Below are 12,483 nucleotides of genomic sequence, written 5' to 3' on the forward strand. Positions count from 1 at the left end.
GCTTCACCCGCATCGCGTATTGATCCGGGCCTTCGTACGGGGTATGCCGGTCCCGAGGCCCTTGGGCGGAGTGCGGTGCGGTTCCCGGGTGCCCGGCGGGCCGGGCCGCGTCCGCCGGGCGGGCGGTACGGGAACGAGGGGACGGCGGCGCATGCGGGTCCGTACGGTCGGTGCGGTGCTCTCCCTGGTCGCGGTGCTGGCCGCAGGGCGTATCGTCGCGGCCATGCATTCCACGGCCGACGCGAACGCTGACGTGGCCTCGATGGTCTCCGGCGCGACGGGACAGCCGGCGGGTTCGGGCACCGGACGGCTGTCGGTCGCCGTCCGCGACCTCGACACCGGCGTCAGCGGCCGGTACTCGACGGCCGACGGCCACCGCTTCGTCTCCGCGAGCGTCGTCAAGGTCGACATCCTCGTCACGCTGCTGCTCCAGGCGCAGGAACGGCACCGGCCGCTCACCGACCGGGAGCGGCAGCTGTGCGGCCTGATGATCCAGGACAGCGACAACGACGCCGCGAGCACGCTGTGGAGCGAACTCGGCGCCGCCGCGGTGACCCGGACCAATCAGGCGCTGGGGCTGCGCTCGACCACCGCCGGGACAGGACCTGCGTGGGGCCTGACCACGACCACCGCCGACGACCAGCTGCGACTGCTCGCGGCGATCATGACACCGGCCTCGCCGCTGACCGCTTCGTCCCGCCAGTACGCCGTGTCGCTGATGCGTGCGGTGCGCGCCGACCAGCGGTGGGGCGTGAGCGCGGCGGCCGATCCCGGCACCGTGAGCGGGCTGAAGAACGGCTGGCTGCCGCGCAGCGGCGACGGCCTGTGGGTGGTCAACAGCGTGGGCGAGGTACGGCATGGCGGCCACCGCCTGCTCATCGCCGTGCTCAGCGACGGCCAGCCGTCCCAGCAGGCGGGCATCTCCCTGGTGGAGACCACGGCCCGGGCGGCGGCCGAAGCGGTGGACTGATCTTCGGCGCTCGCTTCCCCGACGGGGTCGCCGGTCCCCTGTACGCCCGCCGCCCGCTTCGGCGGTCCGCCCTCAGTGCACGGAGAAGCCGCCGTCCACGAAGAGGGCCTGGCCGGTGACGTAGGCGGAGGCGGCCGAGGCGAGGAAGACCGCGGCGCCCGCGAAGTCCTCCGCCACGCCGTTGCGGCCCACGAGCGTGCGCCGGGCGAGCGCCTCCACCCGGTCCGGGTCGGACGAGAGCCGGGCGTTGAGGGGCGTCATCACGAAGCCGGGCACGAGCGTGTTGCTCGTCACGCCGTACGGGGACCACGCCTCGGCCTGCGAGCGGGCCAGCGACTCGAGCCCGCCCTTGGACACCCCGTAGGCGCCGCTGTCGACGAACGCGCGGTGCGCCTGCTGCGAGGAGATGTGGATGAGGCGGCCGAAGCCGCGCCGCGCCATGCCCGGGCCGAAGCACTGCCCGAGCAGGTAGGGCGCGGTGAGGTTCACGGCCATCGTGGTGTCCCACGTGGCGTCGTCCAGGTCGCCCATCGGCGGGCGCAGGTTGATCCCCGCGCTGTTGACCAGGATGTCGGGCTCCCCGAACACCGCGGCCGCCTCCCGCGCCGCGTCGCGCACGCCGTCGCGGTCGGCCAGGTCGGCGCTCACCCATGCCGCCTCACCGCCGTCGGCCTTCAACTCCTGTGTCACGGAGGCGAGTTCGTCCTTCTTCCGGGCCACGATCACGACGCGGGCGCCCGCCCGGGACAGCGCGCCGGCGATCGCCCGGCCGATGCCGGAGCTGCCGCCGGTCACCACGGCCACCCGGCCGTCCAGGGAGAACAACTGCGTCAGATACGTCTGCGGCGTCATGACGGCCACCCTAGACGGCGGTTCGCGCGGCGCGATATTCGGTTGCGCGCGGCCCGACGGCTGCCAGGATGTCCGAGGACCCGTTCCCCACCAGGCAGGAAGCAACGCGATGCGCCGACTCCACGGAATCACCCAGCGCCCCGTCCGGACGGTGACTCTCCGAGGACTCACACACGCATGCGCACTCCTTCCCTCCCTCCCACGGGGGACGTCCAGCACACTCTGAACGTCGGCATCCTGGCGCACGTCGACGCGGGCAAGACCAGCCTGACCGAGCGCCTTCTGTTCGACACCGGCGTCATCGACCGCCTGGGCGGCGTCGACACCGGCGACACCCAGACCGACACCGGGGACATCGAACGGCAGCGCGGCATCACCGTGCGCTCCGCCGTGGTCTCGTTCACCACGGGCCACACCCGGGTCAACCTGATCGACACACCAGGGCACGCGGACTTCGTCGCCGAGGTCGAGCGGGCGCTCGGCGTGCTGGACGCGGCGGTGCTCGTGGTGTCCGCGGTGGAGGGCGTGCAGGCGCACACCCGGCTGCTGATGCGGACCCTGCGCGGCATGGGTTTGCCGACGCTGCTGTTCGTCAACAAGATCGACCGGGCCGGGGCCCGCCACGCCGGTTTGCTCGACGACATCCGGCGCAAGCTGGTCCCCCGGATCGTCGCGATGACCCGGGTGAGACGGCTCGGCACGCCGCAGGCCCGCGCCCTGCCGCTGTCCCTCGACGACCCCGATGTGCTCGCGGCCGCGGGAGACGTGCTCGCCGAGACCGACGACGCGTTGCTCGCCAGGGTGGTGGACGGCCCGCCTCCCACGGCCGCCGAACTGCGCGCCGCCCTCGCCGAGCAGGTCGCCGGGGCCCGGGTCTTCCCCGTGTACTGCGGCTCCGCGCTCAGTGGCGAGGGCGTCGGGGCGCTGGTCGACGGCATGACCGGTCTGCTCGCTCCCGCCGTCCCCGCCCGGCCAGACGTCGCCGCCGAGCCACGGGGGACGGTCTTCGCCGTGGACCGCGGTCCCGGTGGCGAACGGCGGGCGTACCTGCGGCTGTTCGCGGGCGAGTTGGCGCCCCGACGGCGGGTGACCCTGCTGCGCCGGCAGGCGGACGGCTCGACGGGCCGCCACGCCGGACGTGTCACCTCCCTCCACGTCGTCGGCCGCGACGGGCCCGGGGCACCGGTGCTCACGGCGGGGAACATCGGCCGGATCACCGGCCTGCATGGCGTACGGCCCGGTGACCGGTTGTCGGGGGACGAACTCGGCGGCGACGCACCGCTGTTGCCCGCGCCGACGCTCAGGACCACCGTCAGGCCACGGCACCCGTCACCCGGCGCCGCCACCCGGCTGCACGCCGCGCTCCTGGAGCTCGCGGACCGCGATCCGCTCATCCACGCCGAGGCGGAGCCGGACGGCACCACCCGCGTCCTGCTGTACGGCGAGGTCCAGAGGGAGATCATCGCCGCGATCCTCGTGCGCGAGTACGGCATCGAGGCCGACTTCGCACCGAGCGCGATCATCTGTACCGAGCGTCCGGCCGGTTCCGCCGAGGCGTGCGAGGAGATGGCCTGGCGTGCTCCCACCCCGGGCGGCATGTGGGCCACGGTGGGACTGCGGGTGGAGCCGCTGACGCGCGGCTCAGGCAACGCGTTCCGGTACGAGACCGAACTCGGTGCGCTCCCGCCCGCGTTCCACCGTGCCGTCGAGGAGAGCGTCCACGCGGGGCTGCGCGAGGGGCCGGGCGGCTGGGCGGTGACCGACTGCGCCGTCACGCTGGTCCGTTCTGCCTTCGTCGGCCCCCTCAGCACCGCGGGCGACTTCCGCGAGGTGACCCGCCTGGTGCTGCGAAGGGCGCTGGCGCGGGCGGGAACGCGGGTGTACGAACCGTGCCACGCCTTCGAGGCCGACGTGCCGCTGGACTGCCTCGCGCCGGTCACCGCCTGCCTGGGCCGGCTCGGTGCGCGGATCCGGCGGACCTCGGGTGGTACGTCGTCGTGGCTGGTCGAGGGAGCGATCCCGGCGCGCACGGCGCCGGAGGCCCAGCGGAGGCTCCCCGGGCTGTCGCACGGTGAGGGCGTGTGGTGGTCGCGCCCGGACGGCGACCGGCCGCTGGACGGGAGGCACTGAGGCGGGACGGCACTGAGGGCGGGAGGCATTGAGGTTTCAACGCCTCCCGCACGGCAAGGCGTTGGGCATGACCGGATACAGAGCCCGATACGGAGGAAGTGGCGCGGCGCGTCTGGTTGCGGGAGTCGCGGACGCGGCGGCACTCATCCTGATCGTGTGGATCGTGATGTGGTTCCTGGACGCGAACCGCGCGAACGACCTGGTCAACTGGGTCCACAATGCCGCCGACTGGCTTTCGGGCTGGTCGCGCGACCTGTTCACACCGCGTGCGGGCTGGCTGCGCACGCTACTCAACTACGGCATCGCGGCGGCGGTCTACCTGGCCGTCGGCCACTTCGTGGCGGACCGCATCGGGCGCGTCTGACAGCGGGACGTGCCCGCGGCTTCCGGCTGCCGCTTCGCCTGTGGGGGGCGAGGCGGTGGCCGGGGGCCGCGTTCGTGCGGGCGGGTGGCCCGAAGCGCGTGCACGTGGTGTGACGTGCGGTACGCAGCGCCGTGTGCATAGTCCGGCGCCCCTCGGGCACGCGACCGGGCGTGGCTTTGACAGAGGAGCGGGTACGACGGGTCCTGGACGTGGCACTGCGGCTGGGCGAGACGCTGCTGGCCCGGCAGGCGGGCAGCGCCGACGTCGCCGACTCGGTGCTGGCGGTCGCCGCGGCCTACGGCGTACCGGAAGCACAGGTGAACATCACGGCGGACGCCATCACCCTCTCGGTGCCCAGGGGCGTGCCCGGGGCGCCGGTGACGGCCATGTGGCTGGTGACCTCGCGTTCGCCCGACTACACCCGGCTGTACGAGGCGACGCGCCTGGCGCAGTGTATCGTCGCGGAGAAGCCGCCGCTGGACGAGGTGGAGTCGCAGCTCGTGGAGTTGTCGCGGGGCGGTCACCGGTATCCGCGATGGGTGTCGACCGTGTCACTCGCGGTCATGGCGGCCAGCATGTCGTTGCTGCTGGGCGCGGGCGCGCTGGTCGTGATGCTCGCGGGCCTGACCACGGCGTTGATCGACCGGGTGGGGCGGGTGCTCAACACCCACCGGGTGCCGTTGCTCTTCCAGCAGGTGGTGGGCGCGGCGCTGGCCACCGGGGTGACGGTCTGCCTGGACGCGGCGGGCCGGTTGCCCGCTGGGCAGGCGCCCTCGCTGGTCGTCGCGGCGAGCATCGCGGTGCTGCTGTCCGGGCTGGCCACGGTCGGCACCGTGCAGGACGCCATCACCGGCTACCTGCTGACCGCGACGTCGAGGGGCGTGGAGATCCTGCTGTCCTCCATCGGCGTGCTGGTCGGTGTGACGATCGCGGTACGTTTCGGTGTGCTGGCGGGGGTGGACGTGCGGGTCACGCCGAACCTCCCGGTACCGCTGCTCAGCCTGCCGACCCGGGTGATCGCCGGGACGCTGGGCGCCGGGGCGGCGGCGGTCGCCAACTACGCACCGGCGCGGGCGGCGCTTGCGGCGGGTGCGGCCGGGGCGGCCGGATCGCTGCTGTACCTGGTGGCGTCGATGTTCGGGGCGAGCACGGTCGCGGCGTCGTTCGCCGCCGCGCTCGGCATCGGGCTGGCCGGGGCGCTGTGTGCCCGCAGCCTTCGGGTGCCGCCGCTGGTCATCGTGATGGCGGGGATCTTCCCTCTGGTGCCGGGGCTCTCGTTGTACCGCGGCTTCGTCGACCTGAGCACCGGCCTGTACACGCCGGGCGTGGCCTCGCTGGTGACGGCAAGCGGGATCGCGCTGGCGCTCGGCGGCGGCGTGGTGCTGGGCCCGTTGCTCGCGCCCACGTTGCGGCGCGAGTTGGGCCATCTGCGCAGCCGGCGCACCGCCCGCGGTCACCGCTGGCGCCACGGGCACGCGCACCGGCTGCCCGCGCTGGCCGGAGTCGAGACGAGCCCGGCGGGCGGCGACCCGGGCACGGGCACGGGTCAGGCGGTGCAGGGGTAGGCGTGCCTCTTCCCCGGCCACCCAGGTCTGCCTCTCGCCCGGCCGCCTGCGTGTGTCTCTCGACCTGGCCGCCTTCGCCCGCGCGAGCGTGTCCGTGCGCCCGGCCGCCGGTGTTCGCGGCGGCCGGGCGCACGGTGTGTCGTCCTAGCGGCTGAAGCCGTAGTTCAGCAGCTTCTCCGCGTCCGTGGTGCGGGTGGCCTCCGTCGTGGAGTCCAGCACCGCCCCGATGAGCGTCCTGCCGTCGCGTACGGCCGCGAAGACCAGGCAGTACCCGGCTTCCGGACCCGAGCCGGTCTTGACTCCGATGGTGCCGGGGTAGGCCGTGAGCAGGTTGTCGGTGTTGCTCCAGTCCATGTAGCGGTAGCCGCCCGACTTCGTGGTGACCGTCTGACGGGTCGCCTTGGTGTCCACGATGGCGCGGAACGTGCTGTAGCGCATCGCGCTCGCCGCGAGCACGGACAGGTCGTGCGGCGTGGAGTAGTTGGCGCCGTTGCCTATGCCGTCGAACGAGTCGAAGTGGGTGTCGCGCAGTCCGAGGCTCTTGGCGGTGGCGTTCATCCGCGCGATGAACGACGCCACGCGCGCGGCCCGTGTGGTGCCGCTGCCGAAAGTGTCGGCGAGGGCGTAGGCGGCGTCGCAGCCCGAGGGCAGCAGCATGCCGTACAGCAGTTGGCGGACGGTGACCTTGTCGCCGACGATCAGGTGGGCGGACGAGGCGTTCTTGGCGACGATGTAGTCGCTGTAGGCCTTCTGGATCGTCACCTTGGCGTTCAGGTCGAGGTTCTTGCCGGCGAGCACCACCCGGGCCGTCATGATCTTCGTGGTGGAACCGGTGGAGCGACGGGTGTCGGCGGCCTTGGCGAACAGGGCCCGGCCCGTGGCGTCGTTCATCACGTAGCCGCCCTTCGCCACGATGGAGGGCGCCTTCGCGGTCGCGGGCTTCGCCACCGCGACCTTCCTCACTACTGCCTTCGCCGGGACGGACCGAATCGGCGTCGCTCGCGCCGGTGCGGCTTGCGCCGAGGTGGCGAGCGTACCGCTGATCAGGACGGCGCCCGAGGTCAGGGCGACCGCGCAGCCGCGGCGCAGGCGTTGGGGCGGGCTGGCCTTCATGGGCATGGGGACTCCAACCTCCTGTGGACAAGGGCCGCTTGGGACGTGCGGCGCACGTACCCACGATGCACGAGAAGGCGGCGCGGTGCGGCTCTCCGGGAAGATCCCGCCCCAAAGGGTCACGCGTGCGTTTCCGTACGGCTGCCGGACGTGGCGGAGGACGCACCCGCACCGCACCGCACGCCCTCAGGCGACCGCCACGCCCGCGGGCTACCGGCGCGCCCTCAGGCGGCGGGCGCGTCCTCGGCGGCGGGCGTCGTCGCGGGTACGCCCACGGCTGCCGCGGCGGGCACCGGTGCGCCACGCCGAAGGAACGGCACGCTGCCGGGGCGCAGCATGCCGACGGCGATGCCCACGACCACCAGCGCGGCGGCGAACGACGTCGTCAGCGTCATCCGCTCCCCCTGGAAGACCCAGGCGGCGGCGAGCCCGAAGACCGGTACGAGGAGCGAGAACGGGGCGACGGTGGGCGAGTCGTAGGTGCGCAGCAGGAAGCCCCACACGCCGAAGCCGAAGAGGGTCGCGCCCCATGCCACGTAAAGGGCGGCGCCGGCCCCGCCCCAGGAGATGTCGCGCAGCGCGGTGATGTCCTTGTGCCAGCCCTCGTACGGGACGGAGATCAGCGCCAGCGGAATGGGCGGGACCACGCTCACCCAGACCATGAAGCGGAACATGTCCGGCGGACTCGCCTTGCGCATCGCGATGTTGGAGACGCCCCAGAACGCGGCGGCGGCGACCACCATCAGGAACGGGCCGAGCGGTCCCGCCGCACCGGAATCCGTTCCGGCCACCACGATTCCCGCGGTCGCCATCACCATTCCGGCCACCTGCGCCCTGCGCGGCCTCTCGCGCAGCAGCAACGCCGCGAACAACAGGGTGAACACCGCCTGCCCCTGGAGCACCAGAGAGGCCATTCCGGAGGGCATTCCGGAGTCCATTCCCATGAAAAGGAATCCGAACTTCAGCACGCCGAGCGCGATTCCCACCGCGAGCACCCAGCGCCAGGCCACCCGGGGCCGCCCCACGAAGAACACGGCGGGCACAGCGGCGAGAGTGAAGCGCACGGCGGAGAACAGCAGCGGAGGGAAGTCGCTCAGTCCTACGTCGATGACGACGAAGTTCACGCCCCACACAGCAGCCACCACAACAGCGAGAGCGACATGGGCGGGCTTCATACGGGACCTTCCTGAGCGCGCTTCACATGCGTGGACCATGAAATCAACACCCGGGACGTCCCGGCCAGCGACCATCCCTGAAGGGCGGGGATTAGCATGGCTTCATGCTCGATCTCAGCCGGCTCAGCGCCCTGAAGGCCATCGCGGAGCACGGCTCCATGGCCCGCGCCGCCGGCGCCTTGGGCTACACCCCCTCGGCCGTCTCCCAGCAGATCGCCAAGCTGGAGCGCGAGGTGCGCACCGAGCTGCTGGAACGCAAGGGCAGTGGGGCGGAGTTGACGCCGGCCGCCTGGTTGCTGGTGGAGGCGGCCGATCAGGTCGCGGCCGTGCTGGAGCGCGCGCAGGCGCGGCTGGAGGACAGCCGGGGCGTGCCGACCGGCCGGTTGGTGCTAGCGGCGTTCCCCACCGCGTGCCGCGGCTTCGTCGCCGCCGCCGTCGCGGAGCTGTCCGGGCGGTACGCCGAACTGGACTGCCGCCTGGTCGAGTTGGACCCCAGCCGCTCGACCGCCCACGTGGTCAGGGGCGAGGCGGACGTCGCCGTGGTCCACGACTGGCACAACACCCCCCTGGTGCTGCCCGGGTCGCTGTCCGTCTCGCCGCTCGGTGAGGACGTCGCCGACGTGGTGCTGCCCGCCGGGCATCCACTGGCGGACCGGGAGACCCTGACACCCTCGGACCTGGTGGGTGAGCGGTGGATCAGCCAGGGTCCCGGCGCGATGTGCCACGAGTGGCTGACCCGAACCTTCGCCGGCTGCGGCGCGCGGCCGGACATCGCCTACCAGGTGGAGGAGCACGAGTCGCAAGTGGCGCTGCTCGCGGCCGGGTTGGGAGTGGCGGTGTTGCCGCGACTCGGTCGCCGGCCGCTGCCCGCCGGGATCCGCGCGGTGCCGATGCGTCCGGCGCCGTCGCGCCAGGTGTCCGTCACGTGGCGTGGGCAGGCCGAACGGCGGCCCGCCGTGCGCGCGGTGCTCGACGCCTTGCGTCGCCATTGGGGCGCCGCGACCTCGCCCCAAGCCCCTTCCTTCGATGCGGAAACCGGGCGGCCGGTGAACCGCGCGCATTCGGCCAACCCGGTATCAGCCAAACCGCACGGGGCGGTTGACACCGTCCCGCCCGCTCCTGGAGATTGAAGCGCGAGCCCCGGGTGGTAGGCGGGGCCGGGGGAATCTCGACGGGGGGCCGCATCGCTCATGTCCTTTTCTCGCGACCGACGTTTCGCGTGTTGTCGCGGATAGTCCCGCCTGCCGTGGACCGGTCCGCGCTCTTGTAGCGTCTTTGCGCAGTTGAACAGCCGCGGCGACGGTTCCCCGGTGTGTCGTCGTCCGACGGCCGAAGGGGATCGTTCCGCTTTTCCACGGGCTGGGCCGCCGAAAGCACGGCGACGTCCGCCATGCCCGAAACGACGCGAATCTCCGGTGTCCGTCCGTGATGGGCACCGTGATGCCCGACACCAGACATCCGCCTTTCCGAAAGGGTCACCCCACCATGCCTTCTGCCGTGTCATCACCCGGCGTTTCCGCGGATATCAGTGAACTGCGCTCCAGCGCGCTGCGTGAGTTACGCGCCGTGCTGTCCACGCAGAACTACGAGGGCGCCGTGCGCTGCGCGATGCGGCTGCACGACGCGCTGCCCGACGACCGGCCGCTGGGCAGCAGCGTCGTGCTGGTCGCGTACGGCGGCGGCAAGGACAGCTCCTACACCCTCACGTTCGTGCGGGCCATGCAGCTGGTCCTCTTCCAGCTGCACGGCACCACCTTCCGGATGCGGGTGGCGACCAACCGGCACGCGGGCATGCCGCGGACGGTGATGGAGAACATCGACCGCGTCTACGGTGCGCTGCGCCTGGCCGAGGACCCCGCCTGCGAGCTGCTGCTCATCGACGGCCGCCGGGTGCGCCCCTTCGACGTGGACGTGCCGCAGGACACGGACGTGGTGGAGCGCAACCGGGTCGACATCCTGATGACCGGCCACCGCACGGCCGCCGACGCCCGGCCCACGTTCTGCAACGCCTGCAACCTCAGCATGGTCAACTCCTTCGGCCTGGCGGCCGGACACGACGGCGGCGTCGACCTGATCATCACCGGGGACTCCCAGCGCGAGCAGCGCGACTACTACCTGTGGGTGTCCCGGCTGGCCAAGCGCTTCGGCCTCCAGCCTCCCCGCGACCAGCGCTCCGGCTTCAAGGGCTTCCTGACCGCGCTGGACAACATCTCGCAGGCCTACTTCGCCGACATCCACGGCTCCGACGCCTCCGGTGTGATCGCGGACCACGCCATCACCACCGACGTGCGCGAGGGCCTGCGGTTCTTCTCCATCTACGACGACACCGCCTACGCCTCCGGTGACCACTGGGAGCTGCTGACGGAGTACCTCGGCTTCCGCTTCGACGACATCGCCTTCAGTTTCACCGAGTCCGACTGCGGCAACCCCGCGCTCATGGCGCACCTGCGCGCGCTCAAGTGCGAGCGCCGCTACGGCCGCACCTACGCGGACGGGCTCGACGAATACGTGCGGTTCGCCATCTCGCTGATGGGCAAGAAGGAGTTCCCGCCGCAGCTGGTGGACGTGATGCGCGAGCGGTACGAGGGCTCCGCCGACCGCATGCGGGGCGCCATGGACGCGTACGCGCTGGACGCCTACGGTCTCACCGAGGAGCAGTTGGTGGCCATGGTGTACGCGCCGTTCACCGAGAAGGGCGCGGGCCTGGAGGAGTATCTGCGCGCCGAGCAGCCCGACCTGGCCGAGGCCGCGCCTCGGATGCACGCGCTGCTCGACGGTGCCGAGGGGGACGAGGGCGACGCGGACCTGAGCCGCCGCCTGGAGTCGGCGACCGGCCTGACGCTCGGTCAACTCCGTGTGCTGTACCGGGGTTCGCTGCGTGTCACGTCGGCGACGGCCGGCGCGGACCAGGGCGAGCTGATCGACTCGATCCTGGAGGGCGACCCGCACAAGGAGGTCATCTCCACCCGCCACTCCGCGGACGGACCGCTGGTGCCCGAGCTGCTGTCCGGCCGGTGACACGTGACACCTACTGGCAAGGACTTCGCACGGCGCGCCGGGGACGACTTCGTCCAGCTCGGCGCGACCCGGGACGGGCTCGACCCGTACCTGGACCAGGCGCGCGACCGCGGCATGCGGGCGGTGCTCGTGGAGACGCCCGCGTACCTGCGCTGGCGCAGGATGCTGGGTCGCAGGCCCTTCGACCTGGAAGTCGCGGTCGAGCGGCCGCAGGACGAGAGCGCCGTCACGGCGGCGCTGGCCGCTGCGGGGGTGGCGCCCCGGCTGGTGCTCACCGGCTTCGAACGGTATGTGTACGCCGGGTTCGCGGTGGCCCGCGCGGTCGGCGCGGCACCGTGGCCCGCGGTGGGCGAGGCGTTCCGCCCGCCGGACAAGCGTGAGCAGCGCGAGGCCCTGCGCGCCGCCGGTGCCGTGGTCGCCCAGCCCCGGTTCGCCGTCCTCACCCCCGACGGCCCACCGGACGACCTCGGCTACCCGCAGGTGGTCAAGCCCTCGGACGGCGGCGGTGGCCTCGGGGTCGTGCTGGTGGACGACCCGGAACAGCGGGCGCACGCGGCGGACTTGGTCCGCGGCATGCGCAACTACGGTGGCGGCGCGTTCGGTTCGGTCCTGGCGGAGGAGTTCGTCAAGGGCCCTGAGTTGTCCGTGCAGGGCGTCGCGCACGACGGGCGGCCCCATCTGCTCAGTGTCTGCGAGAAGCTGACCACGCTGGAGGAGGTGCCGGACGCCCCCGGGCTGTCCGGCTTCCGGGAAGTCGGCCACCTCGCCCGGCACGGTGACACCGCGGAGGAGGGGCTGCGCGAGATGACCGCCCGCTGCCTGGACGCGGTCGGCTACCGCGAGGGCCCCTTCCACGTGGACGTCATCCAGGGCGAGGCCGGACCGGTCTTCGTGGAGATGGGGTTCAGGCTCTCCGGCGGCGGTCTGGTGGGCCTGGTGGAACGCGCGACCGGCGACTCGTGGGCGGAGGCGGTCTTCGCCGTCCACCTCGACGGCCGCCCGCCCGTCCTCTCCCCCGCCCGGGAACGTGCCGTCGGCCAGATCGCGGCGGTGTCCCGGCGGGAGCTGGAGGCAGGCGACGAACTGGCCGCGCGCGGCCACGAGGTCGAGGTGCTGCGCGCGGCGCCGCCGCCCGGCACCAGGGCGCTGTCGGCGGCCGACCGCGAGGTGCTCGCCTCCGACCTGGCCCGGCACACCGGCTCGCTCGGGCGGGTGGTCGTCGCGGGCGAGAGCTGCGCCCACGTCCAGTCGCTCCTGCGGCCGATCGTCTCCCCACGACTGCGAGGTTGACCCCCA

Annotated in this window: 10 protein-coding genes; 7 read left to right on the forward strand and 3 right to left on the reverse strand. The window is 72.7% G+C overall.

Annotated features, from left to right (window positions below; translation table 11 throughout):
* The first annotated feature begins 151 nt into the window (after positions 1-151).
* Positions 152-970: a serine hydrolase gene (locus tag CK485_RS06945; RefSeq protein WP_109448089.1), complete on the forward strand. Its 819-nt coding sequence runs from the start codon at positions 152-154 to the stop codon at positions 968-970.
* Between the two features lie 72 nt (positions 971-1,042).
* Here the strand turns inward: CK485_RS06945 and CK485_RS06950 are convergent, their stop codons facing one another.
* A complete protein-coding gene (locus tag CK485_RS06950; RefSeq protein ID WP_109448516.1) occupies positions 1,043-1,822 on the reverse strand; it encodes an SDR family oxidoreductase in 780 nt (259 codons plus the stop codon).
* A 177-nt stretch (positions 1,823-1,999) separates the two neighbouring features.
* On the opposite strand from CK485_RS06950, the gene CK485_RS06955 reads away from it, so the two are divergent.
* The 3 genes from CK485_RS06955 (at position 2,000) to CK485_RS06965 (ending at position 5,881) form a co-directional block, all read left to right on the forward strand.
* Positions 2,000-3,952, forward strand: a complete 1,953-nt coding sequence (locus CK485_RS06955) for a TetM/TetW/TetO/TetS family tetracycline resistance ribosomal protection protein (protein WP_109448091.1) — start codon at positions 2,000-2,002, stop codon at positions 3,950-3,952.
* Positions 3,953-4,019: 67 nt separating this feature from the next.
* Positions 4,020-4,316 carry a hypothetical protein gene (locus tag CK485_RS06960; protein ID WP_109448093.1) on the forward strand — a complete coding sequence of 99 codons (297 nt, stop codon included), beginning with the start codon at positions 4,020-4,022 and terminating at the stop codon, positions 4,314-4,316.
* A gap of 170 nt (positions 4,317-4,486) precedes the next feature.
* Positions 4,487-5,881, forward strand: a complete 1,395-nt coding sequence (locus CK485_RS06965) for a threonine/serine exporter family protein (RefSeq protein WP_199239266.1) — start codon at positions 4,487-4,489, stop codon at positions 5,879-5,881.
* A 144-nt stretch (positions 5,882-6,025) separates the two neighbouring features.
* Here the strand turns inward: CK485_RS06965 and CK485_RS06970 are convergent, their stop codons facing one another.
* Complete coding sequence (locus CK485_RS06970) at positions 6,026-6,994, reverse strand: serine hydrolase (protein ID WP_109448518.1); 969 nt, start codon at positions 6,992-6,994, stop codon at positions 6,026-6,028.
* A gap of 224 nt (positions 6,995-7,218) precedes the next feature.
* Positions 7,219-8,169, reverse strand: a complete 951-nt coding sequence (locus CK485_RS06975) for an EamA family transporter (protein ID WP_109448097.1) — start codon at positions 8,167-8,169, stop codon at positions 7,219-7,221.
* 104 nt (positions 8,170-8,273) lie between these two features.
* Between CK485_RS06975 and CK485_RS06980 the strand changes: the two genes are divergently transcribed.
* The 3 genes from CK485_RS06980 to CK485_RS06990 all read left to right on the forward strand — a co-directional run bounded on the left by CK485_RS06980 (position 8,274) and on the right by CK485_RS06990 (position 12,477).
* Entirely contained in the window at positions 8,274-9,299 is a 1,026-nt protein-coding gene (locus CK485_RS06980) for a LysR family transcriptional regulator (protein ID WP_109448099.1), read from the forward strand.
* A 367-nt stretch (positions 9,300-9,666) separates the two neighbouring features.
* Entirely contained in the window at positions 9,667-11,187 is a 1,521-nt protein-coding gene (locus CK485_RS06985) for a PqqD family protein (RefSeq protein WP_241968187.1), read from the forward strand.
* A 3-nt stretch (positions 11,188-11,190) separates the two neighbouring features.
* The gene (locus tag CK485_RS06990; RefSeq protein WP_109448101.1) at positions 11,191-12,477 is read left to right on the forward strand and encodes an ATP-grasp domain-containing protein; all 1,287 of its coding nucleotides are present in this window, start codon (positions 11,191-11,193) and stop codon (positions 12,475-12,477) included.
* The last annotated feature ends 6 nt before the right edge of the window (positions 12,478-12,483 follow it).

This window comes from Streptomyces sp. ICBB 8177, assembly GCF_003144095.1.
Lineage (GTDB): Bacteria > Actinomycetota > Actinomycetes > Streptomycetales > Streptomycetaceae > Streptantibioticus_D.